General features: G+C 62.7%; 24 protein-coding genes. 9 read left to right on the top strand and 15 right to left on the bottom strand.

Annotated elements, in window-relative coordinates:
- Positions 1 to 70: 70 nt before the first annotated feature.
- The 7 genes from nirB to ACE4QZ_RS20705 all read left to right on the top strand — a co-directional run bounded on the left by nirB (position 71) and on the right by ACE4QZ_RS20705 (position 6698).
- Positions 71 to 2623, top strand: coding sequence for a nitrite reductase large subunit NirB (gene nirB / locus ACE4QZ_RS20735; RefSeq protein WP_410480166.1), 2553 nt, complete (start codon positions 71 to 73; stop codon positions 2621 to 2623).
- A complete protein-coding gene (nirD, locus tag ACE4QZ_RS20730; RefSeq protein WP_103443854.1) occupies positions 2623 to 2985 on the top strand; it encodes a nitrite reductase small subunit NirD in 363 nt (120 codons plus the stop codon). The genes nirB and nirD overlap by 1 nt, the downstream gene beginning before the upstream one ends.
- Before the next feature lie 229 nt (positions 2986 to 3214).
- Positions 3215 to 4147: a pca operon transcription factor PcaQ gene (gene pcaQ / locus ACE4QZ_RS20725; protein WP_021782489.1), complete on the top strand. Its 933-nt coding sequence runs from the start codon at positions 3215 to 3217 to the stop codon at positions 4145 to 4147.
- 254 nt (positions 4148 to 4401) lie between these two features.
- Entirely contained in the window at positions 4402 to 5154 is a 753-nt protein-coding gene (locus tag ACE4QZ_RS20720) for an FKBP-type peptidyl-prolyl cis-trans isomerase (protein WP_010952765.1), read from the top strand.
- A 288-nt stretch (positions 5155 to 5442) separates the two neighbouring features.
- Complete coding sequence (locus ACE4QZ_RS20715) at positions 5443 to 5880, top strand: YkvA family protein (RefSeq protein ID WP_021782488.1); 438 nt, start codon at positions 5443 to 5445, stop codon at positions 5878 to 5880.
- Between the two features lie 114 nt (positions 5881 to 5994).
- Positions 5995 to 6333, top strand: coding sequence for a helix-turn-helix domain-containing protein (locus ACE4QZ_RS20710; protein ID WP_021782487.1), 339 nt, complete (start codon positions 5995 to 5997; stop codon positions 6331 to 6333).
- Positions 6330 to 6698, top strand: coding sequence for a hypothetical protein (locus tag ACE4QZ_RS20705; protein WP_028698000.1), 369 nt, complete (start codon positions 6330 to 6332; stop codon positions 6696 to 6698). The genes ACE4QZ_RS20710 and ACE4QZ_RS20705 overlap by 4 nt, the downstream gene beginning before the upstream one ends.
- A 267-nt stretch (positions 6699 to 6965) precedes the next feature.
- On the opposite strand, the gene ACE4QZ_RS20700 is transcribed toward ACE4QZ_RS20705, so the two are convergent.
- Together ACE4QZ_RS20700 and ACE4QZ_RS20695 are read right to left on the bottom strand one after the other, a co-directional pair.
- Entirely contained in the window at positions 6966 to 7958 is a 993-nt protein-coding gene (locus ACE4QZ_RS20700) for an EAL domain-containing protein (RefSeq protein WP_410480165.1), read from the bottom strand.
- A 118-nt stretch (positions 7959 to 8076) separates the two neighbouring features.
- Positions 8077 to 10158, bottom strand: coding sequence for a carboxy terminal-processing peptidase (locus ACE4QZ_RS20695; protein WP_172402795.1), 2082 nt, complete (start codon positions 10156 to 10158; stop codon positions 8077 to 8079).
- Positions 10159 to 10297: 139 nt separating this feature from the next.
- Between ACE4QZ_RS20695 and ACE4QZ_RS20690 the strand changes: the two genes are divergently transcribed.
- Positions 10298 to 11260, top strand: a complete 963-nt coding sequence (locus ACE4QZ_RS20690; RefSeq protein WP_028697998.1) for an NAD(P)H-quinone oxidoreductase — start codon at positions 10298 to 10300, stop codon at positions 11258 to 11260.
- A 60-nt stretch (positions 11261 to 11320) separates the two neighbouring features.
- Here the strand turns inward: ACE4QZ_RS20690 and ACE4QZ_RS20685 are convergent, their stop codons facing one another.
- The 6 genes from ACE4QZ_RS20685 to ACE4QZ_RS20660 form a co-directional block, all read right to left on the bottom strand.
- Positions 11321 to 11974, bottom strand: a complete 654-nt coding sequence (locus tag ACE4QZ_RS20685) for an HAD family hydrolase (protein WP_019436775.1) — start codon at positions 11972 to 11974, stop codon at positions 11321 to 11323.
- A 14-nt stretch (positions 11975 to 11988) separates the two neighbouring features.
- The gene (locus ACE4QZ_RS20680) at positions 11989 to 12978 is read right to left on the bottom strand and encodes an ABC transporter ATP-binding protein (protein ID WP_103462933.1); all 990 of its coding nucleotides are present in this window, start codon (positions 12976 to 12978) and stop codon (positions 11989 to 11991) included.
- Position 12979: 1 nt separating this feature from the next.
- On the bottom strand, positions 12980 to 13774 hold the full coding sequence (locus ACE4QZ_RS20675; protein ID WP_339444564.1) for an ABC transporter permease: 795 nt from the start codon (positions 13772 to 13774) through the stop codon (positions 12980 to 12982).
- Complete coding sequence (locus ACE4QZ_RS20670) at positions 13764 to 14603, bottom strand: ABC transporter permease (protein WP_021782480.1); 840 nt, start codon at positions 14601 to 14603, stop codon at positions 13764 to 13766. Before ACE4QZ_RS20670 ends, ACE4QZ_RS20675 begins: the two co-directional genes overlap by 11 nt.
- Positions 14600 to 15406, bottom strand: a complete 807-nt coding sequence (locus tag ACE4QZ_RS20665) for an alkaline phosphatase family protein (RefSeq protein ID WP_003252558.1) — start codon at positions 15404 to 15406, stop codon at positions 14600 to 14602. Before ACE4QZ_RS20665 ends, ACE4QZ_RS20670 begins: the two co-directional genes overlap by 4 nt.
- A gap of 129 nt (positions 15407 to 15535) precedes the next feature.
- Positions 15536 to 16600 (bottom strand): ABC transporter substrate-binding protein, encoded by a 1065-nt coding sequence (locus tag ACE4QZ_RS20660; protein ID WP_021782479.1) that lies wholly within the window; start codon positions 16598 to 16600, stop codon positions 15536 to 15538.
- A gap of 326 nt (positions 16601 to 16926) precedes the next feature.
- Here ACE4QZ_RS20660 and ACE4QZ_RS20655 point away from each other — a divergent pair, with 326 nt between their 5' ends.
- Positions 16927 to 17640, top strand: coding sequence for a UTRA domain-containing protein (locus tag ACE4QZ_RS20655; protein ID WP_003252562.1), 714 nt, complete (start codon positions 16927 to 16929; stop codon positions 17638 to 17640).
- On the opposite strand, the gene ACE4QZ_RS20650 is transcribed toward ACE4QZ_RS20655, so the two are convergent.
- The 7 genes from ACE4QZ_RS20650 to minC form a co-directional block, all read right to left on the bottom strand.
- Positions 17637 to 19802 (bottom strand): mechanosensitive ion channel family protein, encoded by a 2166-nt coding sequence (locus tag ACE4QZ_RS20650; protein ID WP_410480164.1) that lies wholly within the window; start codon positions 19800 to 19802, stop codon positions 17637 to 17639. The genes ACE4QZ_RS20655 and ACE4QZ_RS20650 overlap by 4 nt on opposite strands.
- Positions 19803 to 19846: 44 nt before the next feature.
- Positions 19847 to 20014, bottom strand: a complete 168-nt coding sequence (locus ACE4QZ_RS20645; protein WP_016501052.1) for a hypothetical protein — start codon at positions 20012 to 20014, stop codon at positions 19847 to 19849.
- Positions 20015 to 20150: 136 nt separating this feature from the next.
- Positions 20151 to 21440 carry a M18 family aminopeptidase gene (locus tag ACE4QZ_RS20640; protein ID WP_021782477.1) on the bottom strand — a complete coding sequence of 430 codons (1290 nt, stop codon included), beginning with the start codon at positions 21438 to 21440 and terminating at the stop codon, positions 20151 to 20153.
- A gap of 167 nt (positions 21441 to 21607) precedes the next feature.
- Positions 21608 to 22243 carry an RluA family pseudouridine synthase gene (locus ACE4QZ_RS20635; RefSeq protein WP_019436776.1) on the bottom strand — a complete coding sequence of 212 codons (636 nt, stop codon included), beginning with the start codon at positions 22241 to 22243 and terminating at the stop codon, positions 21608 to 21610.
- 151 nt (positions 22244 to 22394) lie between these two features.
- Positions 22395 to 22649, bottom strand: coding sequence for a cell division topological specificity factor MinE (gene minE, locus ACE4QZ_RS20630; RefSeq protein ID WP_021782476.1), 255 nt, complete (start codon positions 22647 to 22649; stop codon positions 22395 to 22397).
- A 3-nt stretch (positions 22650 to 22652) separates the two neighbouring features.
- A complete protein-coding gene (minD, locus tag ACE4QZ_RS20625) occupies positions 22653 to 23465 on the bottom strand; it encodes a septum site-determining protein MinD (protein ID WP_003252574.1) in 813 nt (270 codons plus the stop codon).
- Between the two features lie 109 nt (positions 23466 to 23574).
- Positions 23575 to 24336, bottom strand: a complete 762-nt coding sequence (gene minC / locus ACE4QZ_RS20620; protein WP_021782475.1) for a septum site-determining protein MinC — start codon at positions 24334 to 24336, stop codon at positions 23575 to 23577.
- Positions 24337 to 24384: the final 48 nt, after the last annotated feature.

Here is a 24384-nt window from a genome sequence, read left to right as displayed (position 1 = left end):
GTGATGAATACAGGCAAAGGCGCCTGGAGCTTCGGCTCCAGGCGCTTTTTTTTTGATCGAGGATCGGCTTATGAAGGCAACAGCGAGCAGCGGGCAACGAGAGCGACTGGTCATCGTCGGCAACGGCATGGTCGGCCACCATTGCGTCGAACAACTGGTCAGTCGCGGCGCCCTGCAGCGCTTCGAGGTGCGGGTATTTGGCGAAGAGCGCCAACGCGCGTATGACCGCGTGCACCTGTCCGAATACTTCGGTGGCAGCTGTGCCGAAACCCTGGCCCTGTGTGAGCACGATTTCTATGACGCCAATGGCGTGCACCTGCACCTGGGTGAAGCCGTGCTGGAGATCGACCGTGAGCGCCGCGAAGTCGTCACTGTCGAAGGTCGCTATGGCTACGACCAACTGGTGCTGGCCACCGGCTCCTATCCCTTTGTGCCGCCAATCGAAGGCTCCAGCGGCAATGCCCGCCTGGTCTACCGCACCCTGGACGACCTCGATGGCATTCGTGCTGCCGCAGCCGGTGCCCGCCGAGGGGTGGTGGTCGGCGGTGGCCTGCTTGGCCTGGAAGCGGCCAACGCCCTCAAGTCGCTGGGGCTGGAAGCCCACGTGGTGGAATTCGCCCCACGGCTGATGCCGGTGCAGCTGGACGGCGAGGGCGGTGCCGCGTTGAAGGCGCAGATCGAAGCGCTGGGTGTGGGGGTGCACCTGTCGCGCGCCACCCAGTCGGTCAGTGCCGGTGAAACCTACCGCTACCGCATGAACTTCGACGGCGGTGAGCACCTGGAAACCGACCTGATCGTGTTCTCCGCCGGTATCCGCCCACAGGATGCACTGGGCCGGGGCTGCGGCCTGGACATTGCGGCGCGCGGTGGCGTGGTCATCGACAACCACTGCCGCAGCAGCGACCCACGCATCTTCGCCATTGGCGAGTGCGCCTCGTGGAACGGCAGCGTGTTCGGCCTGGTCGCCCCGGGCTACAGCATGGCGCGCAACTTGGCTGGGCTGCTGATGGGCGAGGCGGCGGTGGCGTTCACCGGCGCCGACATGTCGACCAAGCTCAAGCTGCTGGGTGTGGATGTCGGTTCGATCGGCGATGCCCACGGTGCCACGCCGGGCGCGCGCAGCTATCGCTTCATCGATGAAGCCAACAGCGCTTACCGCCGTTTGGTGGTGGATGCCAGCGGCAAGCACGTGCTCGGCGCGGTGCTGGTCGGCGACAACAGCTATTACGACACCCTGTTGCAGTACGCCCAGAACGGCATCGCCCTGCCGGCCGACCCGGCAGCGCTGATCTTGCCACAAGGCGGTGGTGCGCCGGCCCTGGGCGCCGATGCGCTGCCCGACAGTGCGACCATCTGCTCCTGCCACAACGTCAGCAAGGGGGCGGTGTGCGCCGCGATCGACAGTGGCTGCAGCGACCTCGCTGCGGTCAAGGGCTGCACCAAGGCCGCAACCGGCTGCGGCGGTTGCGCGGCCCTGCTCAAGCAGGTCTTCGAGCACGAACTGACGGCCCGCGGTGTGGCGGTGGACAAGAGCCTGTGCGAGCATTTTGCCTACACCCGGCAGGAGCTGTACGGGTTGGTGCGGGTGGAGGGTATCCGCACCTTCAGCGAACTGCTCGAGCGCCATGGCAAGGGCCATCTGGGGTGTGACATCTGCAAGCCGGCGGTGGGCAACATCCTTGCCTCGTGCTGGAACCAGCCGATCATGGACCCGGCGCTGGTACCGCTGCAGGACACCAACGACACCTTCATGGCCAACATGCAGAAAAACGGCACCTATTCGGTGGTGCCGCGCATTCCCGGTGGTGAAATAACCCCCGACAAGCTCATCGTCATCGGCCAGGTGGCCAAGAAATACGACCTGTACACCAAGATCACCGGTGGCCAGCGCATCGACCTGTTCGGCGCCCAGTTGCACGAGCTGCCGCTGATCTGGGGCGAACTGATCGAGGCCGGTTTCGAAACCGGCCACGCCTACGGCAAGTCGACCCGCACGGTGAAGTCGTGTGTGGGCAGTACCTGGTGCCGTTACGGCGTGCAGGACAGTGTCGCCATGGCCCTGCGCCTGGAAGACCGCTATAAGGGCCTGCGCAGCCCCCACAAGCTCAAGTTCGCGGTATCGGGTTGCACCCGTGAATGCGCCGAGGCGCAGAGCAAGGACATCGGCGTTATCGCCACCGACAAGGGTTGGAACCTGTACGTGTGCGGCAACGGCGGCATGCGCCCGCGGCATGCCGAGCTGTTCGCCACCGACCTGGACGACGAAACCCTGGTACGCCTGATCGACCGCGTGCTGATGTTCTACATCCGCACGGCCGACAAGCTGCAGCGCACCTCGGTGTGGCGTGAAAACCTGGAAGGCGGGCTGGACTACCTGAAGCAGGTGATCATCGACGACAGCCTGGGCCTGGCGGGCGAGCTGGAAGCGCAGATGCAGCATGTGGTCGACCAGTATGAATGTGAGTGGGCCAATGCCCTCAATGACCCGGAGAAGCTCAAGCGCTTCCGCACCTTCGTCAACGACCGTCGTGCTGACCCGGACGTGCACTTCGTGCGCGAACGCGAACAACGCCGGCCCGCTGCACCGCTGCACCTGATCCCAACTGTCGAGGAGGCTGTCTGATGAACCTGGCCAATGCTGCTGTGAACACGCAAGAAAACTGGCAGGCGGTGTGCCAGGCACAAGACCTGGTGGCCGACTCTGGCGTCGTGGTTTGGCTCGATGGGGCCCAGGTGGCGTTGTTCTACCTGCCGGGGCAGGCGCAGCCGTTGTACGCAGTGGACAACCGTGACCCGCGCTCCGGCGCCAACATCATCGGCCGTGGGCTGGTGGGTAGTGTGCAAGGTGAGTTGGTGGTGGCAGCGCCGCTCTACAAGCAGCACTTCAGCCTGCTGAGTGGGGAGTGCCTGGAGGATGCCGGGCAGAGGTTGCGGGTATGGCCGGTGCGGTTGAAGGGTGAGGCGGTGGAACTGGCGGTGGCTTGATACCCCTTTGCTGCCTGTGCCGGCCTCTTCGCGGGCAAGCCCGCTCCCACAGAGTCTGCACCGTCTTCAAATACGGCGCTGGGCGAGCTGGCGCGGCTTTGTTGAATTGCCGACGAAGCCTGCTTTTCTCGGTATTTCCGCCAGATCCTCGGACTGCCGCTCGGGTCATCCCGCCGCCAGCAGCGCGACCCGGATACGCCGCAGGTAGCGATGCGGTAAGCTTGCTGCCATGAACCTCGACACCCGCATCAAATACCGCCACCTGCTGTGCTTCCTGGAGATTGCCCGGCAGGGCAGCCTGGCCAGGGCGGCCGATAGCCTGTCGATCAGCCAGCCGGCGATTTCCAAGACCCTCAAAGAGCTTGAGGACCTGCTCGAGGCGCGCCTGTTCGAGCGCAGCCGGCAGGGTGTCGAGCTGACCCCGGCCGGCACCCGCTTCATGCGTTACGCCGGGCCCAGTGTGCAGGCACTGCGCGATGGCGTCAGCAGCCTGCGCGGTGAAGCGCGGGCGCCGTCGCAGGTGCGCATTGGTGTGCTGTCCACGGTCGAAGGCCTGCTCATGCCCGAGGTGCTGTGCCGCCTGCATCAGCGCCATGAAGCGCTGGTGATCAGCGTGGTCACCGGGGTCAGCGCGCAGTTGCTTGGCCAGCTTCACCTGGGGGAGCTGGAACTGGTGGTGGGGCGCATGACCGACAGTCCGCAAATCCAGGGGTTGTCCTTCGAGCACCTGTACAGCGAGTCGATGAGCCTGGTGGTGCGCCCGGGTCACCCGCTGCTGGCCTGCACACCCGTGGAGCGGGGGCAGGTGGGGCGTTACCCGCTGGTGCTGCCACCCGTCGGCACCACCATCCGCCAGCACGCCGACAGCCTGTTTGTGCAATGCGGCATCCAGATGCCGGCGCAGCGCCTGGAAACCCTGTCGCTGGCCCTGAGCCGGCGCTATCTGCTGGGCAGCGATGGCCTGTGGGTGGCGCCGCGTGATGCCGTGCTGCTCGACCTGCGCCGTGGCGAACTGGTCGAGCTTGACCTGGGTGTGCGCGAGCCGGGAGGGTCGGTGGGGATTTGCCGCAATGCCGCCTTGCCGTTGAGTTTGCCGGGGCAGTGGGTGGGCGAGGTGCTGCGGGAGGTGGCGGGGGAATATCGAGAGGGTCGGTATCCTTGAGGTTTTCCGAGGCCTGCCTGCCCTGATATTTCCGCCCTCAGAACCCGCAGAAATAAAAGGCCACAAAAGCCCGGCGAGCCCGGCACAAAGGGTCAATACTGGCCAATGGCTGTAAAGCTTCGATGAAGAAGCTTTTAACGACTGAACTTCCTTACGAAAACCCGCTCCTATGCCGGTAGCCATTGGTCATGGCCGCCTGCTAAGCTCGCGGCTTTACCCTGATTGCCCTTATGGCGCATGAACAAGGAAATAGCATGAAACAGCATCGTTTGGCGGCTGCGGTTGCCCTGGTAGGCCTGGTACTGGCTGGCTGCGATCAACAAGCCAGCAGCCCCGAGCTGAAGACTCCGGCGCAGAAAGCCTCCTACGGTATCGGCCTGAACATGGGCAAGAGCCTGGCTCAGGAAGGCATGGAAGACCTTGATTCGAAAGCAGTCGCCCTCGGCATCGAAGACGCCGTTAGCAAGAAAGAACAACGCATCAAGGACGAAGAGCTGGTAGAGGCCTTCACCGCATTGCAGAAACGCGCCGAGGAGCGCCTGGCCAAGGCCAGCGAAGAAGCCGCCTCCGCCGGCAAGAAGTTCCTCGAAGAAAACGCCAAGAAGCCAGGCGTGGTCACCACTGCCTCGGGCCTGCAGTACGAAGTGGTCAAGAAGGCCGACGGCCCGCAGCCCAAGCCGACTGACGTGGTCACTGTCCACTACGAAGGCAAGCTGATCGACGGCAAGGTATTCGACAGCTCCGTCGAACGTGGCAGCCCGATCGACCTGCCGGTTAGCGGTGTGATCCCAGGTTGGGTCGAAGGTTTGCAGCTGATGCACGTCGGCGAGAAGTACAAGTTGTTCATCCCGGCTGAACTGGCCTATGGCGCACAAAGCCCAAGCCCGCTGATCCCGGCCAACTCGGTACTGGTGTTCGATCTGGAACTGATCGCCATCAAGGACCCGGCCCAGTTGCAAGGCGCCGAGCCGCAAGCCGAAGCCCCTGAAGAAGCACCTGCCAAGTAACATTGGCTGGTTGTCGAAAACGCCCCACATTGATGGGGCGTTTTCGTTTGTGCCGATTGGACGAACCTGCAACAGCTGATACTGTCCGAAGAAATGCAGCGTGAAGAAGTAGGATGTTTCTGACGCAAATCGTTTGCGGCGCAGGTAGCCATGGCGTGAAACGACTGTGTAAAAAACGCCCGATCTGACTGGGCCCCTTGCCTGGCAGGCACCTGGGGTCGGAAACCTCGCCCTGTTCACAAGGTTATCCACAATAAATGTGGATAACCTTTTCCTCTCGGAGGCTCCATGAGCGCACCCTGGAATTTTGCCCGTTTCCTGCCATTGGCCGAGCGCCTGCTCAGCCGAGGTCGGTTGCCGGCCTTGCTGTTCGCGGTAGCGCGCAAAGGCCCGCGCCTCGGCCAACTGCGCGAAGACGTGAAGCTGCTGCAGTCGCTATGCCTGGCCTGGTGGAGGGGGGAGTACCGCGCCATCAGCCCCAAGGCACTGGTCACTGTCGTGGCTGGCCTGCTGTATTTCGTCAGCCCTATCGATGCCATCCCGGACTGGTTGCTGGGGGTGGGTTTCCTTGATGACATCGCGGTGCTGGGCTGGGTGCTGAAAACCGTGGCCGACGAGTTGGCGCGTTTCAAGGCTTGGCGCGATAGCCAGGCACCCGAGCGGCTGCGCGTGGTCGAGCGCCTGCCGGCTACCCCGGAAGCGCTGCGGCTGGAGCGCAACAGCTGATGAAACTGGCCTGAATCTCACCTCAACTGCACAGACCTCGGAGTTGGTAATATAATTGGCATAAGGGTTATGCCTACGGATTACATGCTGTAATCCTTTTTAAAGGGGTTTGTAATGGGTATTCAGGTCATCAGCCGGGACGGTCAACCCGAGTACGCCGTCGTTCCCTGGGAGCAATACCAGGCGTTGCTCAGGGCTGCAGGGCAGGCACCTGCCGACGCGGTTTCCAGTGAGGCGCAGGGCGTTGTTGCCAGTGCACCTCTGCCAGCCTTCAGCGAAGTCGCCCATATTCGCCAGGCCAAGGGCATTGCCCCTGAGCAACTGGCGCGCAACGTCGGGGTGAGCCCGGCGTATCTGGCCATGATCGAATCGGGTGAGCGCCAGCCAGATGCTGCCATCCGCCGCGCCTTGGCCTGGCATCTGGGGGTGGCTGGCTGGAGCGAGCCATCATGAGCCAGGTCAGGATCAGCCGTCAGCACTGGGATAACCTGCTGGGTGAGCTTGACCTGGCCCGTCGTCAACGTCACTTGCTGACCTACCGAGCACTAATCGAGCGCTTGCAGTTGCCCAGCCCGGCCATGCAAACGCTGACTGCCGCGCTGGAATACCTGGCGGTGCTGGATGCCCGTGCCGAGCAGCCATTGCGCAGTTCGCTGGTGATCAGCCAAGGCGCCAGCCGTTTGCCGCGTACTGGGTTCTTTGAGTGTGTCGAGCGCCTAGGGCGGTTTACCGGGCCGGTCGATGGCCTGGAGGCCGCCTCGTGGCATGCCTCTGAGGTGGTTCGGGTGTTCGAGTACAGCTATCCCGAAACAGCCTGAAGCGTTACCCACTCCAGCCTATTCGCTACAGGTGGTGACCCTGAGCGAAAGGGCAGGGCCTGCTGGCCAATTCCCATCCGCCGTTCACCGTTGCCGCCGCCACCGTATTCGCGGGTAAACCCGCTCCTACACGCCTGATCGAGGGTGGACACAGGTCGGTGGTTGGAATCAGGCTGTTGTAGGAGCGGGTTCACCCGCGAAAGGGCCGGGCCTGCTGGCCAATTTCCACCCGTCGTTCTCCGTTGCCGCCGCTACCGTATTCGCGGATCAACCCGCTCCTACGCCTGATCGGTGGTTGGGCACAGGCCCCCGTAGGAGCGGGTTCACCCGCGGATAGGCCGGCACAGGCAGCGCATCCCTGTGAATCAACCCGCACACTCTGCCATCGGCATCCACCACTTCCAATGCCTCCAGGTGCTGGTGCCGGCCAAACAGCTCCAGCAGCTGCCCGATCGTGGCATTCAAGCGCACTGTCGGTTGTTCGGCCAGTGGCACCTGCGTCAGTGCTGGTAAAAGCCCGTTGTCGCGTACCCCCAGCTCCTGTGGCCGCCCTAGCAAGTAGCCCTGCACCAGGTCCACGCCCATCTCCACCAGCACTGCCAGCTCTTCCGCCAGCTCGATGCCCTCGGCAATCACTTGTGCCTTCGACGCCCGGGCGATCTGCAGAATGGAGCCAACAAACTCGCGCTTGAGCGGGTCACGGTGGATGCCGTCAATGAAGTGCCGGTCGATCTTCACGTATTCGGGGCGCAGCTCCGACCACAGGCGCAGGCTGGAATATCCCGCGCCCAAGTCGTCGATGGCAATCGAGAAGCCCATGTCGCGATAGTGGTGCAGGGCATTGGACAGCAGCTGGAAGTCGTCGGTGGGTGTGTGCTCGGTCAACTCGATCACCACCCGGCTTGGCGGCAGGCCAACCTGTTCGAGCAGTTTCAGGGTCAGGCCGGAGGGGTAGTGCGGCTCCAGCAGCGACTCGGGCGAGATGTTGAGAAACAGTTTGCCCTGCAGTTGCTGCTCGCTGAAGCGTCGGCAGGCGCTTTCTCGGCAAGCGGCTTCCAGCTCGGTCAGGCGGCCGGCCTGGCGGGCGATGGTAAACAGGTTGAGCGGCGCATGCAGTGGGCTGTTGGACGGGCCACGGCTCAGCGCCTCATGGCCGAACACCCTATGTTCACTCAGGCACACGATTGGCTGGAACAGACTGTGAATACTGCGTTGAGCCAGGATGGCACTCAAGGCACTGAGCTGTTCGGCAACGGTCATGACGTATTCCTGAAAATGAAAGGGCCGGACATCTGCATGCCCGGCCCCCATATTTCACGACAGCACGATGACTGTTTGATGACAGGTCGCATTATTCTGCCATCATTGCTGACGTGCCTTACTTCTTGGCCACCTTGGTGCTGGCACTGAGGTAGTCGATCAGGATGCGACCGGTCTCGGCGAGGTAAGCGTCGTCTTCCGGTTTGGTGTTTTCATCCTCGACCGGCAGAGCGTCTTCGTCCTCTTTCTTCAGCTCTTTCAGCGGTTCTTCACCCTTGGCCTTGCGGCGGATGTTTTCCAGCGCCAGTTGCTTGGTCTCGATGCTGTCGTGGCGTGCACGGCGTTCCTGCTCGTTGAGGCTGACGGTTTTCTCGTTCATCAGCTTCTGGGTCAGGGCCAGGCGGTCGCGTATGTAGGTGAACTCGGCATCCTTGACGCTACGTGCCTCATGCTGCGCTTTGAGCTGGGCCAGGAACGGCCTGAACGGATCGGCGGCAGGCTTGACCACTGGGCGGATGGTGTCCCACGGCATGGCCTCTGGCAGGGCGCTCTCGCCGATTTCCTTGGTGTCGATGATCGATGGGTAGTCGATGTCTGGCAGTACCCCCTGATGCTGGGTGCTCTGCCCGGAAACCCGGTAGAACTTGGCCAGGGTCAGCTTCAGCTCGCCATGGTTGAGCGGCTGGATGGTCTGCACGGTGCCTTTGCCGAAGGTCTGGCCACCGATGATCAGCGCGCGGTGGTAGTCCTGCATGGCACCGGCGAAGATCTCCGATGCCGAGGCCGACAGGCGGTTGACCAGCAGTGCCAGCGGGCCCTTGTAGAAGGCCCCCGGGTTTTCGTCTTCCAGCACGTCGACGCGGCCGTCGCTGTTGCGCACCAGCACGGTCGGGCCTTTTTCGATGAACAGGCTGGTCAGCTCGGTGGCTTCCTGCAGCGAACCACCGCCGTTGTTGCGCAGGTCGATGACCACGCCGTCGACTTTTTCTTTTTGCAGTTCGGTGAGCAGCTTCTTCACGTCACGCGTGGTGCTCTTGTACTCCGGGTCGCCAGCGCGGTAGGCCTTGAAGTCCAGGTAGAAGGCCGGGATCTCGATGATGCCCAGCTTGTAGTCACGCCCGTCCTGCTTGAGCTTGAGCACCGACTTCTTCGCCGCCTGCTCTTCAAGCTTCACCGCTTCACGGGTGATCGACACAATCTTGCTGGTCTGGTCGCTAGGCGCATTGCTGGCCGGGATGATTTCCAGGCGCACCACCGAGCCTTTCGGGCCGCGGATCAGCTTGACCACTTCGTCCAGGCGCCAGCCCACCACGTCGACCATTTCCTTGTTGCCCTGGGCCACGCCGATGATCTTGTCGGCCGGGGCCACCTGCTTGGTCTTGGCTGCCGGGCCGGCCGGCACCAGGCGCACGATCTTGACCTGGTCGTTGTCGCTTTGCAGCACCGCACCGATGCCTTCGAGCGACAGGCTCATGTTGATGTCGAAGTTCTCGGCGTTGTCCGGCGACAGGTAATTGGTGTGTGGGTCGTAGGACTGGGCGAAGGTGTTGATGTAGGCCTGGAAGATGTCCTCGGCACGGGTCTGGTCCAGACGCGCGAGCTGGTTCTTGTAGCGCTTGATCAGGGTTTCCTGGATCTGCTTGGGTTCCTTGCCGGCGATCTTCTGGCGCAGCACTTCGTCTTTCACGCGTTTGCGCCACAAGTCGTCGAGCTCGGCCTGGTTCTTCATCCACGGTGCGTCCTTGCGGTCGATCAGCAAGGTTTCCTTGGTGGTGAAGTCCATCTTGTCCACGCCCTTGTTCAGTTCGGCCAGGGCGAAGTCCAGGCGTTGCTTGACGCGGTCGAGGTAGCGTTTGTAGATGGTGAAGCCCGGGTCCAGGTTGCCGCTCTTGAGAAAATCGTCGAATTGCGTTTTCCATTTATCGAATTCGGCAATGTCGGCAGCGGTGAAGTAGCTGCGCGCCGGGTCCAGCAGCTTGATGTAGCTGTCGTAGATAATGACCGAACGGGCATCGTCCAGGGGGGGCTTGCTGTAGTGGTGGCGCTTGAGCAGCTCCACCACATTGAGGCTGGCGACGATCTCGTCGCGGTCCGGCTGCAGGCTGTCCCACTTGTTGGCGGCCACTGCATTGCCGCCGAGCGTGAGGCTGCCCAGGCCGATCATCACAGCCAGTGCGGTGCTTGGAAGGAAATGCTTCATGCTGATTCGACGTGGAGGCAATTGATCACGCATAGTAGGCCGTCTTTTCCGTTGCCGGTTCCATGGAGCCGGGCAAATACTGCAAAAGGCCTGAGGTAAGCGACCTCAGGCCCAGTCATGATTCAACTATGGAGGCACTGTGAAGGCATTGCAAGGCGTTGACGGACATGTGGAGTGGGTCGAGGCCGAACGCCCGACCTGTGACGCGGGCCAAGTGCGCATTCGCGTGGCCGCTGCGGGGCTGAACCGCGCCGACCTGCTGCAGATGAAAGGTTTGTACCCGCCACCGCCAGGTGCCAGCCCGTACATGGGGCTGGAGTGTGCCGGGGTGGTTGAAGAGGTGGGGGCTGGTGCCGATTGGCGCGTGGGTGATCGCGTTTGCGCCCTGCTGGCCAGCGGCGCCATGGCCGAGGAAGTGGTGGTGGATGCCCGTCATGTGCTGCCGGTGCCCGAGGGCCTTGGCCTGCATGAAGCGGCAGCGTTGCCGGAGGTGTATGCCACCGCCTGGCTGAACATCTTCCAGCTCGGTGCAGTGAAGGCTGGCGAGAAGGTGCTGGTGCACGCCGGCGCCAGTGGCGTTGGCTCGGCCGCTATCCAGCTGTGCAAGGCGTTCGGCAGCCCGGTATGGGTCAGCGTCGGTTCGCAGGATCGTCTTGCCTACTGCCAGGCGCTGGGCGCTGCGGGTGGTGTGGTACGTAACGAGAACCTGGAAGCGCTGGAAGGTTTTGGCCCGTTCGATGTGATTCTCGACCCGGTGGGCGCCAGCTACGGTGAGCTGAACCTCAAACTGTTGGCCCGCGACGGTCGCTGGGTGATCATCGGCCTGATGGGCGGACGCAAGTTTGAGCTGGACCTGGCCCAAGTGCTTGGCAAGCGTCTGGAAATTACCGGTTCCACCCTGCGCAACCGTGACGACGGCTTCAAGGCCGAGCTGCTGAGCGAACTGCAGCAGCAAGTATGGCCGCTGTTCGCCGAGGGGCGGTTGTCGCCGCAGCTGGTCGATACCTATCCGGTGGAGTTTGCCCAGGCGGCGTATGCCGAGCTGGAGACCAACCAGGTGTCGGGCAAGCTGGTGATGGTGATCGACCCTAGCCTGGTGTAAGCAGGCCCGGCCTCTTCGCGGGGTCACTCGCGAAGAGGCCTGCACAGGCCATGAAGACCTTCAGCTCCAGCTCAGAATCGGCCACCCGTTGATCTCGGCATGCTCGCGCAACACCGCATCCGGGTTCACCACATGTGGGTGATCCACCTTCAACAGCAACGGCAAGTCATTCCTCGAATCGGAATAGAAACTCGCGCCCTCCAGGTTTTCCTGCTCCTGATCCAGCCACTCCAGCAATCGGGTGATCTTGCCCTCACGATAGGTCAGCACCCCGTGGGTCTTGCCAGTGTACACCCCGTTCACTGCCTCCAGTTCGATGGCCAGGTACTCATCCACGCCCAGTCTCGCGGCAATCGGCCCGACCAGATGCGTACCCGAAGCGGAAATGATCAGGATGCGATCCCCACGCTTGCGGTGCTCGGCAATGCAGCGGCAGGCGTCACCGTAGATGATCGGTTCGATCACTTCTTCGACCCACGGGGCCACCAGGTGCTCGACTTCTTCCAGGGTGCGCCCGGCAATCGGCTCCAGGCTGAAAGCCATGTAGTCCTCCATCTGCAGGTGGCCCCTGCCATAGGCTTCCATCAGTTCATGGTCGCGGCGCAGGAAGTCCTTGCCGTCGACCCAGCCCAACCGGGCCATCTGCTCGCTCCACAGTGATGCGCAGTCGCCGTGGATCAGGGTTTCATCCAGATCGAAAATTGCCAGTGCCATTGTGGTGAGTCTCCTTAAGCCACTTCCCGCAGCGCAGTGGGGTCGATCGACACGCTTACCCGTTTCCCGTCCGCGTGCAAGTCGGCCGGCGAGCGGTTGAGCACATCGACCACCAGCTCCACTTCACGCACCCGCACCCGGTAGCGGATCACGTTGCCCAGCAGGCTGTGGCTGCGTACCTCGGCGTCAAGCTCGCCGTGCTCGCCAAGGGTGATCGACTCTGGGCGGATCGCCAGGCGGCTGGCCACCGGGCGCTGCAGCAGGCGGCTGGCGCTGTCGGCGTCGAGCAGGTTGTAGTTGCCGATAAAGCCGGCGGCAAACAGGTCCACGGGTGCGGTGTAGAGGGTTTCGGCATCGCCGCTTTGGACGATGCGCCCCTGGTTCATCAGGAAGATGCGGTCGGACATGGTCAGCGCTTCCTCCTGATCGTGAGTGACGAATATGGTGGTCAGCCCCAGTTCGCGCTGGATGGCGCGAATCTGCTCGCGCAGGTGCTTGCGGATACGCGCATCCAGCGCCGACAACGGTTCGTCGAGCAGCAGCAGGCGCGGGCGTGTGACCAGTGAGCGGGCCAGGGCCACACGCTGGCACTGGCCGCCGGAAAGCTGGTGTGGGTAGCGCCCGGCGAACTTGCCCAGCTCCACCAGCTCAAGCGCCTCGTGTACCCGCAGTTGGCTTTCATCGGCCTTGACCTTCTGCATGCGCAGGCCAAAGGCGACATTCTGCTCCACGGTCATGTTGGGGAACAGCGCGTAGCTCTGGAACACCATGCCGATGCCACGCTTTTGCGGGCTTAGCGGCACGATGTCGTGGCCGTCGAGCAGTATCTGCCCGCTATCCACCGAGGTCAGCCCGGCAATGCAACGCAGCAGGGTGGACTTGCCGCAGCCGGACGGGCCGAGCAGGGTGACGAATTCGCCGCGTTCGATGTGGCAGTCGATACTCTCGAACACCGGGCTACCGGCGTAGCTTTTCTGCAGTTTCTTTACGCTGACGAAGCTCATGTCAGGTCTTGTCCTTGTTCAGGCGGTTGGCGACCCAGGTCAGTACCAGCACGAAGGCGAAGTAGGAGATCACCAGCGCGCTGTTGAAGTGGCCGCTGCTGTTGCGCATGTTGTTCAGGTACACCTGCAGGGTCTCGTAGCGCGTGCCGACCAGCAGGTTGGCAAACACGAATTCGCCGAACAGGAACGAGAACGACAGCAGCAATGCCACCATCAGGCCCTGGCGCAGGTTCGGCAGCACCACCAGCAGTGCGGCCTGCCAGGTGCTGGCGCCAAGCAGCTGTGCGGCGTCCATCAGGTCGCGCAGGTTGATGGCCTGAAGGTTGTTGGTGATGGCCCGGTACATGAACGGCAGGGCGATGGTGAAGTAGCAGCCGATCAGGATCCACGGTGTGCCGACCATGGCCATCGGCCCGCTGCCATACAGTTGCAGCAGCCCCACCGACGACACCACCGGCGGCACCGCAAAAGGCAGCAGGATGAGGATGTTCATCAGCGCGTCGAGCCGCGGGAAGTGGTAATGCACCACGAACAGCAGTGGCAAGATCAGCACCACCGACAGCAGCAGTGCGCCTACGCACACCAGCAACGACTGGCCGAAGGCCGCAAGGAAGCGCGGCTCGCTCCACAGTGCCGCATACCACTTGAGGGTCAGGCCGCTGGGCAGCAGGGTCGCCGACCAACTGGTGGCCAGCGAGTAGAGGAGGGTGCCGGCCAGGGGCAGCAGCAGGATCAGGAACAGCAGGTAGACCACGAGGCGGTGGTACCAGCCGCCGGAGCGGATGTCAGCGCGCATGGTAGCTCCTTTTCAGCAGCCATTGATGCACCACCGTGACCAGCGTCATCAGCCCCACCAGCACCATCGCCAGGGCGCTGGCCAGGTTCGGATCGAGGCTGATGTCGCCCGCCACCAGGCCGGCGATGCGGATTGGCAGTACGTTGAAGTTGCCGGTGGTCAGTGCGTACACGGTGGCGTAGGCGCCGAGGGCGTTGGCCAGCAGGATGACGAAGGTGCCCAGCAGTGCCGGGGCCAGTACCGGCAGGCCGATGTGTCGCCAGTACTGCCAGTGGTTGGCGCCCAGCAGCGCGGCTGACTCGCGCCAGTCTTCGCGCAGGGCATCGAAGGCGGGGTACAGCAGCAATACGCCCAGCGGGATCTGGAAGTAGGTGTACACCAGGATCAGCCCGCTTTTGGAATAGATACTGAAGTCTTCCAGCAGGCCGATCTGTTTCAGCAGCAGGGTCAGCGCGCCGTTGAAACCGAGCAGGATGATGAAGGCAAAGGCCAGTGGTACGCCGGCAAAGTTGCTGGTCATGTTGGCGAAGGCGCTGACGAAGTCGCGCAGCTTCGAGTCCACCTGGCGCAGCGAGTAGGCGCCGAGGGTAGCAATGACGATGCCGAACACGCTCGACCAGAAGCTGATTTCCAGGCTGCGTTGCAACGCCTGCAGGTAGAACTTGGAGGCGAACACCTTGCTGAAGTTGTCGATGCCCCAGCCGGCTTCCGATTGCAGGCTGTTGATCGCCACCCAGGCCAGCGGGGCGACCTGGAAGATGACGAAGAACACGGCGAACGGCAGCAGGCAGAGCAGGGCCAGGTAGCGGCCACGTATGCCGCCACTCACTTCAGCAGCTCCCGGCAAACCGTCTTGTCATGCGCGGCGCCCAGCAGTTCACAGATGGTGCCGCACAGTTCGGTCTGCAGCGGCTTGGCGGCCGGGTCCAGGCTGAAGGCGTCGCCGAAGACGAACAGCGGCACCTCACGTTCTTCAGCCAGCAGGCCGTTGTGCGAGCGGTCGTTGTTCATGCCGTGGTCGGCGGTGACCAATACCTGATAGCCCTCTTCGAGCCAGCCGGGCAGGTAGTCGGCCAGCAGGATGTCGACGCTGCGCGCAGCGTTGCGATACTGGCTGCTGTCCAGGCCGTGGCGGTGACCCACGTCGTCAACGCTCATCGGATGCACCAGCAGGAAGTTGGGCGCGTGGCGGCGGCGCAGGTACTCGCCATCGGCCAGAAGGTGCGAATCGGGGTAACGGTCGTCCCAGTAGAACAGCCCGTGCTGGATCGGCAGTTTCGGCGCGTGGGTATGGCGGTCGCGCTGCGGATCGAAGGGCGAGCGGTTGTACAGCTCGCTCATCCAGTGGTACGCGGCCGCCGCAGTGCCCAGATTGGCCTCGCGTGCGTAGTGAAACACGCTGCGCTGGTTGGACAGGCGGTTGATGTTGTTGTGCACGATGCCGCTGTCGATTGGCGGCACGCCGGTGAGGATGCATTCGTACAGCGGCCGCGACAGCGATGGCAGCTCGCATTCCACGCGGTACAGCGCGGCACGGTCGGCCTCGACGTAGGCGTGCAGGTGGCCCATCGCATGGTGGGCGACCTGGTAGTTGAGGCCGTCGAGCAGGACCAGGATGACGTTGTGTTGCATGTTTTCTCCAGTCATGAACCGCGTTGGCATCTTCGCGGGTAAACCCGCTCCTACATGTATCGCGTATCCCTGTGTAGGAGCGGGTTTACCCGCGAAAGGGCCGGATCAGGCGCTACAAAGCCCGGCCCCTTACTCCATCTCGATGATCACCTGCTCCTGCCACATCTGCGGCAGTTTCTTCGAGGTGGCTTCCCAGGCCTCGGCATTCTTGATCGGCTGGGCGGCACCGTACTGGTCGTTGGGCAGCAGCTTGGCCTGCACATCCGCCGGCAGTTTCAGGTGCTCGGCCCGGATCGGCCGCGCGTGCCCCTTGGCCAGGTTGATCTGCCCGGCATCGCTGAAGATGTATTCACGGGTCAGTTTGGCCGCGTTGGGGTGCTTGGCGTACTTGTTGATGACCGTGGTATAGCCGGAAATCACCGAGCCGTCCGAGGGGATCAGCACTTCAAAACGCTTGGGATCGATCTGTTCACGGTAGCTCAGGCCGTTGAAGTCCCACACCACGCCAACTTCCACTTCGCCCTTTTCCAGGGTCTGGATGGTCGGGTTGGCCAGCGACAGGCGCTTCTGCTGCGCCAGTTTGGTGAACAACTGCAGGCCCGGCTGGATGTTCTGCTCGTCACCTTTGTAGGCGATGGCCGCAGCCAGCACACCGTTGGCGGCCTGGGCGGCGGTGCCGACGTCGCCAATGGCAACCTTGTACTTGCCTTTTTCCAGGTCATGCCAGGTTTTCGGCCGTTCTTCTTCCTTGACCAGGTCCTTGTTGATGATGAAGGCGATGGTGCCGGTATAGGCCAGCGCCCAGTGGCCGTCCTTGTCCTTGGCCCATTCCGGCACCTGGTCCCAGGTGCTTGGCTTGTAAGGCTGGCTGACGCCCTTGGTCACCGCGATCGGGCCGAAAGCGGCACCCACGTCACCGATGTCGGCGCTGGCGTTGTCTTTCTCGGCTTCGAACTTGGCCAGTTCCTGCGCCGAGCTCATGTCGGTGTCGCTGTGCTTGAGGCCGTACTTGCTGGCCAGGTCTTCCCAGGTGCCTTTCCAGTTGGCCCAGGCGTCGGGCATGCCCACGCTGTTGACAGTGCCTTCCTTGCGGGCGGCGTCTTCCAGGGCCTTGAGGTCAGTGCCGGCGGCCATGGCCGTGGTGCACAACGCGATGGCCGAACCGAGCAGTGACGCCATGAAGAACTTTTTCATCCGAAGCTCCTTTGGGTGGGTGCCTTGCGATCATTATTCTGGGTAAAGCCGTTGCAAGCCTTTGACTGGCACCTTTGGTCTAGGTCAGCAAACCTTGAGCCAAGGTAGGCCGCTTGCGTGACAGTTTGATGTAGGCAGGGGGCCGGCAAGGGCCCTGAAGCTACAGCGTAGACCAGGTAATCGCCCCGGCTCTGCTGGCTTGGCGCGTTTCTGGCAATGGCTGGCCTAAGCTTTGTCACGGGATGTTCATCAGCCCTGCATAGGCTTGCACTGTTCTCCAAATGCCCTGTGATGGGGCTGGACTAGTCCAGATAGGTAACCTTTTGATGCAGTCGACGCCCCCGCGTGCGGTAACAGCCATCTGTCATGCCCTGCAGGAGCAGATCGAGCATGGTCTGCTGGCGCCGGGCGGCAAGCTGCCGGCCGAGCGGCGGCTCAGCGAGGTGTTCGACACCACGCGCATTACCCTGCGTGAGGCGTTGGTGCAGCTGGAGGCCCAAGGCCTGATCTACCGCGAAGAGCGCCGAGGCTGGTTCGTTGCACCGCAGCGCTTGACCTACGACCTGATCGAGCGCAGCCACTTCCATGCCATGGTGCGCGATCAGGGGCGGGTGGCCAGTACCGAACTGCTGTCGGCGAGGCTGCAGCCGGCTTCGGCGGCCATTTGTGCACGCTTGCAGCTGCCGGCGTTGTCCAGCGTGGTGCGCGTCTGCCGGTTACGGCGGATTGACGGGCGGGCGGTGCTGTATGCCGAGCACTACCTCAACCCCCGGTACTTTCCCGGCATTCTTGAACACGACCTGGCGCAGTCACTGACCGAGATTTATGGGCGGGTGTATGGCATCGAATACGGGCAGGTGTGCTTCGAGATCCTGCCGACAGCGTTGCCGGTGGAGGCGGCCAGTGCCTTGAAAGTGTCGGCGGGCAGCCCGGGGTTGCACATTACCCGGGTCAACAGTGACCAGCATGGGCACCTGATCGACTGCGACCTCGAGTATTGGCGGCATGATGCCATTCGCATCAGGGCGCAGGCAGGCTAGCGTGCTGGCTGCTCCTGCGAACCGGCCTCTGTCATTCCACCCCCACCGGCTGTCACCACCTGCACCGACAACCGCGGCGTTGCCAGGTCAAGCCCGGCCTCGTCCAGTTGCCGCTTCAAGGCCAGGTTGAATGCCCGCGACACCTCCCACTGCTTGATCGGCGCGGTCTTGAACCGCGCCCGCAAGATCGCCGAGCCTGACTCGAAGCTCTCCACCCCCTGCAGCTCCAACGGTGACCAGATGTTGCGGCGCATCAGCGGGTCATTGCGCAGCTTCTGCCCCACTTCGCGAATCAGCGTGATCGCCTGGTCGATGTTCATGCTGTGCGGGATTGCCACGCGGAAGATCGCGTAGCCGAACTCTCGCGAGTAGTTCTTGATGCTCTTGATCTCGCTGAACGGGATGGTATGCACAATGCCGTCGATGTCGCGCAGGCGCACGGTACGAATGGTCAGCCCTTCCACCGTGCCCAGGTGGCCGCCGACATCCACATAGTCGTCGATGGCCAGCGAATCCTCGATGATGATGAACAGGCCGGTGATCAGGTCGGCCACCAGCGACTGCGCGCCAAAACCGATGGCCAGGCCGATCACACCGGCACCGGCCAGCAGCGGGGTGACGTTCATGCCCATGTTGGCCAGTGCGACGATGACCGCGATGATGAAGATGACCACGAACATCACGTTGCGGATCAACGGCATCATGGTTTGCGCACGGGCGTTGGCCAGCCCCCGACGCGAGCCCACCAGGGCATGGTGTACGGCGGTGTCGGCAAGGATCCACACCAGCCAGGCCACCATCAGTGTACCGGCCAGGCCCAGCAGGCGCAGGCTGACGTCATGGCCGTCGCCCTCGGCGAAGCTGATCATCGACACGCCCCACACGCGCAGGCCCAACTCGATGAACACCAGCCAGATGAACAGGTGCACCAGCAGGTAGCCGAAGTTGCGCAGGCGCTCGGTGTACACCGCCTGGCGCTTGCTGGCCCGCTTGGGGTTGGCAGTATGGCGGCGCACCAGGCCGTTGAGCACCATGCACACCACCACCAGCACCGTGCACATCAGCGACTGGCGTAGGGCGGTGCTGGTGTCGCCGGCGGAGACGAAGGTGGCGAACAGCGAAATGGCCACAAGGATCAGCGCCGGAATGAACCAGAAGCTGCCGAGGATCTCGATGGTATCGCTGAGGGTGCGTCGAGTCAGTCGCCTCGACAGTGGCTGGTTGCGGATCAGGTGGGCGATCGGGCGGCGGAAGCGCAGGATGAACAACCCGGTGCACAGCGCCGCAATCACATTGGCCAAGGTAGCCAGGGCGTGGGCCAGGTGAGTACCGAGGGCCACCAGCATGCGTGGATCGCTCATCGCCTCGCCAAACGCGGCGAAGCTGCCGATCAGCCACAACGGGCGAAACGCCTGGCGCCGCAGGATGTGCAGGGCACGGTGGCGGTGTGGGCCGTCCAGCAAGGAAAAGGCGATGACGCAAATGGCCGAAAAGCAGGTACCGACCACCAGTGCGTAGGCCAGCACCATGGCCAGGGATTTGCCCAGCGATGGCGGCAGCACGAAACTCAGGTAGACCGTGAACACCAGCGCGACCAACCATGGGCCGAGCTTGCGCAAGGCAAAGCGTACCAGGTCCCAGGTACGCGGGTGCTGTGGCAGTTCCTCGCTCAGGCCAAAGCGCAGGCGGACCCGATGGCCGACCCAGTTGAAGGCATAGGCCAGCAGGCTCCATACGGCAATCACTGCAGCAAAACCGAACAGGATCGCCGGCCACTGGTGCACGGGCACCACCAGCTCGGTGAGTTCGGCCTGGGCCTGTTCGATTTCCGCGGCCCAGCGGTGGAATGGACTGGCATCGCCGCTGAACTGTTTTTCAAAGTCGTGCAGGGCACCGCCGATCAGGCCGAGCACACCCTGTTCAACGCTGGGTTGCGATTGCCGGGTGGCGTCGCGCAGCTTTTTCAGGTCGGCCAGCAGCTTGGCCCGTTGCTGATCGTTTTCGAGGTTCTTGATCACCTCGTCCAGCGATTTGCCCAGCGGCTCGGTGGCCTCTGGCTGCGCGGGCGCGCTGCCGCCCAGCAGGCCAGGCAGGCCCGCCGCTTGTGCCGGGGCAATGAAAAGCAATAGCAGCAGGAACAGGTAACGCAGGAGGGCAGGCACTGGAAAATCTACCTCAGGTCAAACGATTGACCGAGTGTAGAGGTTTATGTCGGCAGTTTCTCGAGGATCTTCCAGCAGGTGAGGCCGAAAATACCCAAGGTGCCGATCCACATCATCAGTACACCGATGTTGCGTTCGCGCATGCTGAAGCCGATGGTCAGCAGCATCAGGAACAGGAACACCGGCACGAACAGAGACAGGAACGGGGACATGGACAGCAATCCTTTTGCAGTGGGGCCATGTAACAAGCATAGCGCTTGGCAAACGAGGCGTGATTGACCTTGAGCACGTTCAGGCAGGCCCGGCCTCTTCGTGGTTATACCCGCGAAGAGGCCGGGCCTGCTTGCATCAAGGCAGCTCGCGGCTACGGTAGAACGCGGTCAGTACCTTCACCAGGTGCGCCAGGTCATGGCTGCCGCACAGCTCGCGAATGGAATGCATGGCAAATGTCGGCAAACCGATATCCACCGTGCGCACACCCAGGTGGCTGGCGGTGATCGGCCCGATGGTCGAGCCACAGCCCATGTCGCTGCGCACCACGAAGCTCTGCACCGGTACTTCCTCGGCCATGCACAAGTGGCGGAAGAACCCTGCAGTCTCGCTGTTGGTGGCGTAGCGCTGGTTGTTGTTCACTTTGATCACGGGCCCGGCGTTGAGCTTGGGGCCGTGGTTGCCGTCATGCTTGTCGGCGTAGTTGGGATGCACGCCGTGGGCGTTGTCGGCCGACACCATCAGCGAGCGCTGGAGGGTGCGCACATAGGTGTCGCCATCGGGCAGCAGGCGCTGCAGGGTCTGCTCCAGCATCGGGCCATCGGCACCGCAGGCCGAGCAACTGCCGACTTCTTCGTGGTCGTTGCACACCAGCACACAGGTTTCGTCGCTATCGGCGGCCAGCAGGGCCTGCAAACCGGCGTAGCACGACAGCAGGTTGTCCAGGCGGGCGCCGGCGATGAAGTCGCCATTCAGGCCGATCAGCGCGGCGTCCTGCGTGTCGTAAAAGCTCAGCTCGTAGTCCAGCACCACGTCGGCGATCAATTCATGCTCGCGGGCCAGTTGCTCGGTGAGCAGGGCGCGGAAGTCGATGCGCTCGTCACCAGCCACTTGGGCGAGGATGGGGGGCAGTTCGTTCTGCGGGTTGATCGCCCAGCCTTCGTTGGCGGTGCGGTTCAGGTGGATCGCCAGGTTGGGGATGATCGCGATTGGCAGCTTGAAGTCGATCAGCTGGCTTTCGACCTTGCCGTCACGGCGGTAGGTGACGCGGCCGGCCAGCGACAGGTCGCGGTCGAACCAGGGTGCCAGCAACGCGCCGCCATACACTTCCACGCCCAGTTGCAGGAAGCCCTGGCGCTGAAGCTCGGGCTGAGGCTTGACCCGCAAGCACGGGCTGTCAGTGTGGGCGCCGACCATGCGGATGCCACTGAGCAGCGGCGACTGCGTGCCCAGTTTGATGGCGATGATTGAAGAATCGTTGCGGGTGACGTAGTAGCGGCCGCCGCCCTCGGGGTCCCAACTGTCGCGCTCGTCCAAGCGCTTGTAGCCGGCCGCCTCAAGGCGCTGGACCAGGCTGGCGGTGGCGTGGAAGGGCGTGGGGGAGGCCTTGAGAAAGTCGATAAGGCCGGTATTCAGTGCATCGCGCATAGCTCACTCCAGACAGCAGTGGCGCGAGTTTAACGCACAATGTCGACAATTGGTGTCTGCATCTTCGCGGCCAAAGCCGCTCCCACAGGTATAACACAGCCCCTGAGAGCGGCGCGGTACCTGTGGGCGCGGCTTTAGCCGAAGAGGCTGGTACAGGCCCTGCGAAATCAGAACGGTGCCGGGCACTCGAACTTCAACCGCTGCCCGGACACCGGGTGGGTAAAGCTCAGCATCGAGGCATGCAGACAAAGCCGCTCATGAGCTGCCAGGGCTTGCGGGTTGGCGTATAACCGATCACCCAGCAGCGGGTGCCCGATCGACAGCATGTGCACGCGCAGCTGGTGCGAACGCCCGGTAATCGGTGTCAGCTCCACCCGGCAGTGATCGCCGCAGCGCTCGACGATACGCCAGAAGGTCAGGGCGTGCTTGCCCTGCTCGTGGTCCACCACATGCCGTGGTTTGGTCGGTGGGTCGTAACGCAGCGGCAGGTCGATGCTGCCGCTGTCGAGCGCCGGCTGGCCCCAGCACAGTGCGGTGTAGGCTTTTTCGGTTTCACGGTCGTGGAACTGGCGCGACAGCTCGCGGTGGCTGTCGGCATCGCGTGCCAGCAGGATGATGCCGGAGGTTTCCCAGTCCAGACGGTGCACGATCAGCGCATCGGGGTAGCCGTTTTCCTGCAGGCGGGTGATCAGGCAGTCCTTGTTGTCCTCGGCACGGCCAGGGACCGACAGTAGCAGGGTCGGTTTGTTGATCACCAGGATGGCGGCGTCTTCGAAGAGGATCTGGACATTCGACAGCGGCATTACAGGTCTCACGAAAATAGCAGTAAACGCTGGGGCCGCTTTGCGGCCCTTCGCGGGCAAGCCCGCTCCTACAAAGGATATGCATTCCCCTGTAGGAGCGGGCTTGCCCGCGAAGGGCTGCAAGGCAGCCCCAAATTGTCGACTACGCGGATCAGCGATCCGGCAGGGTGATGTTCAGCTCCAGAATCGAGCAGCTGCCCTGGTTTTCCAGTTCGATATGCACGTCATCGTTGCCGATGTTCACATATTTGCGGATCACTTCCAGCAGTTCTTTCTGCAGCGCGGGCAGGTAGTCCGGCTCGCTGCGTTGGCCGCGCTCGTGCGCCACGATGATCTGTAGACGCTCTTTCGCTACCGACGCGCTGGACTGTTTCTGTCTGCCACGAAAGAAGTCAAAAAGGTTCATGGTTTATTTGCTCCCGAAAATGCGCTCGAAGAATCCCTTCTTCTGTACATCGATGAAGCGCATCGGCTTCTCTTTGCCCAGCAGGCGGTCGACCGCATCACTGTAGGCCTGGCCGGCATCGCTCTGGTCATCGAGAATGACCGGGATACCTTGGTTGGACGCCTTGAGGACGGCCTGCGATTCCGGGATCACACCCTTGAGCTTGATCGACAGGATTTCTTCGACGTCGGCCACGCTCAGCATTTCACCCTTGACGACGCGCTCTGGGTGGTAGCGGGTGATCAGCAGATGCTCCTTGATCGGCTCTTCGCCGTTTTCGGAGCGGCGCGACTTGCTCGACAGAATGCCCAGCATGCGGTCGGAGTCACGTACCGAAGAAACCTCCGGGTTGGTTACCACGATAGCTTCGTCGGCGAAGTACATGGCCAGGTGGGCACCTTTTTCGATACCGGCCGGCGAGTCGCAGATGACGTACTCGAAGTCTTTCTTCAGGTCCATCAGTACCTTTTCCACGCCTTCCTGGGTCAGCGCGTCCTTGTCACGGGTCTGGCTGGCGGCCAGCACGTACAGGTTCTCGAGGCGCTTGTCCTTGATCAGGGCCTGCTGCAGGTTGGCTTCGCCGTTGACCACGTTGACGAAGTCGTACACCACGCGGCGTTCGCAGCCCATGATCAGGTCGAGGTTACGCAGGCCCACGTCGAAGTCGACAATGACGGTCTTGTGGCCGCGCAGTGCGAGGCCGGTACCAATGGCGGCGCTGGTAGTGGTCTTGCCCACACCCCCCTTGCCGGAAGTAACCACGAGAATCTTGGCCAAGGTGTTTCACCCCTAAAAATAGTCGGGACACTTGTCCCTGCAAAAAACTGAAATAGCTAAATAAAGGCAACGGTAAAAAAGTTGCTCTAAAAATGCTGGCAAGTATCCGTTAAAGACGGGTGATGTTCAACACGTCACCAGACAGGCTGACTTGCACGCTGGTACCCCACAGTGGATCCCGGCGCAGGTCTTCGCAGACCTTGTACTGGCCAGCGATCGAGACCATTTCGGCGGTCATCTGCTGGCAGAAGATACGCGCCTTGGTGTTGCCTTTGATGCCGGCCAGGGCGCGGCCGCGCATGGCGCCGTACACATGGATGTTGCCATCGGCCAGAAGTTCCGCACCTGGGCTGACCGAGGCGGTAACAATCAGGTCCCCCCCCTGAGCATAGATCTGTTGGCCACCGCGTACTGGCGAAGTAATGATGCGGGTCGGGCGCACCTCGGGTTCGGGGGGCGGTGGTGGCGCCGGGGCCGGTTCGGGCTTTTTGACCACCTCGGGCTCTGGCTCCAGCGGCCGTTCGCGGGCCCCTGACGGCGGCAGCACCGGCAGGTCGATGGCGATGGCGGCGGCGATGTCCTCGATGCGGTTGGCGCGGATGGCCAAGGTACGCAGGCCGTGGTGGCGGCAGATTCGCATCAAGCCGGGCAGGTCGACCGCCCCTTCGTCGGCCGGCAGCTTGTCCAGCGCCAGCACCAGCGGTGTATTGCTGAAGAAGTTCGGGGCCTGGGCGACTTTGGCCGCCAACTGGCGGTCGAGGGCTTCAAGGTCATTGCGTGCCAGTTCCAGTACCGTAATGGCGAGCATGCTGCCCTTGAGCTGGAACACGGAGGCGGTGTCGGGTGTGTGGTTTGGGCTCATGGTCTGCATAGACGGCTTGTTGCGAAAAAAGTGCCCTGACTTATAACGAGAACACCG

This window comes from Pseudomonas sp. DCA-1, from assembly GCF_046523955.1.
GTDB lineage: Bacteria > Pseudomonadota > Gammaproteobacteria > Pseudomonadales > Pseudomonadaceae > Aquipseudomonas > Aquipseudomonas putida_Y.
This window is presented reverse-complemented; position numbering and strand designations above follow the sequence as displayed.

Bases quoted from the DNA above. Each gene is read 5' to 3' on its own strand.
- nirB (WP_410480166.1), top strand. From the start codon at position 71: ATGAAGGCAACAGCGAGCAGCGGGCAACGAGAGCGACTGGTCATCGTC.
- nirD (WP_103443854.1), top strand. From the start codon at position 2,623: ATGAACCTGGCCAATGCTGCTGTGAACACGCAAGAAAACTGGCAGGCG.
- pcaQ (WP_021782489.1), top strand. From the start codon at position 3,215: ATGAACCTCGACACCCGCATCAAATACCGCCACCTGCTGTGCTTCCTG.
- ACE4QZ_RS20720 (WP_010952765.1), top strand. From the start codon at position 4,402: ATGAAACAGCATCGTTTGGCGGCTGCGGTTGCCCTGGTAGGCCTGGTA.
- ACE4QZ_RS20715 (WP_021782488.1), top strand. From the start codon at position 5,443: ATGAGCGCACCCTGGAATTTTGCCCGTTTCCTGCCATTGGCCGAGCGC.
- ACE4QZ_RS20710 (WP_021782487.1), top strand. From the start codon at position 5,995: ATGGGTATTCAGGTCATCAGCCGGGACGGTCAACCCGAGTACGCCGTC.
- ACE4QZ_RS20705 (WP_028698000.1), top strand. From the start codon at position 6,330: ATGAGCCAGGTCAGGATCAGCCGTCAGCACTGGGATAACCTGCTGGGT.
- ACE4QZ_RS20700 (WP_410480165.1), bottom strand. From the start codon at position 7,958: ATGACCGTTGCCGAACAGCTCAGTGCCTTGAGTGCCATCCTGGCTCAA.
- ACE4QZ_RS20695 (WP_172402795.1), bottom strand. From the start codon at position 10,158: ATGAAGCATTTCCTTCCAAGCACCGCACTGGCTGTGATGATCGGCCTG.
- ACE4QZ_RS20685 (WP_019436775.1), bottom strand. From the start codon at position 11,974: ATGGCACTGGCAATTTTCGATCTGGATGAAACCCTGATCCACGGCGAC.
- ACE4QZ_RS20680 (WP_103462933.1), bottom strand. From the start codon at position 12,978: ATGAGCTTCGTCAGCGTAAAGAAACTGCAGAAAAGCTACGCCGGTAGC.
- ACE4QZ_RS20675 (WP_339444564.1), bottom strand. From the start codon at position 13,774: ATGCGCGCTGACATCCGCTCCGGCGGCTGGTACCACCGCCTCGTGGTC.
- ACE4QZ_RS20665 (WP_003252558.1), bottom strand. From the start codon at position 15,406: ATGCAACACAACGTCATCCTGGTCCTGCTCGACGGCCTCAACTACCAG.
- ACE4QZ_RS20660 (WP_021782479.1), bottom strand. From the start codon at position 16,600: ATGAAAAAGTTCTTCATGGCGTCACTGCTCGGTTCGGCCATCGCGTTG.
- ACE4QZ_RS20655 (WP_003252562.1), top strand. From the start codon at position 16,927: ATGCAGTCGACGCCCCCGCGTGCGGTAACAGCCATCTGTCATGCCCTG.
- ACE4QZ_RS20645 (WP_016501052.1), bottom strand. From the start codon at position 20,014: ATGTCCCCGTTCCTGTCTCTGTTCGTGCCGGTGTTCCTGTTCCTGATG.
- ACE4QZ_RS20640 (WP_021782477.1), bottom strand. From the start codon at position 21,440: ATGCGCGATGCACTGAATACCGGCCTTATCGACTTTCTCAAGGCCTCC.
- ACE4QZ_RS20635 (WP_019436776.1), bottom strand. From the start codon at position 22,243: ATGCCGCTGTCGAATGTCCAGATCCTCTTCGAAGACGCCGCCATCCTG.
- minE (WP_021782476.1), bottom strand. From the start codon at position 22,649: ATGAACCTTTTTGACTTCTTTCGTGGCAGACAGAAACAGTCCAGCGCG.
- minC (WP_021782475.1), bottom strand. From the start codon at position 24,336: ATGCAGACCATGAGCCCAAACCACACACCCGACACCGCCTCCGTGTTC.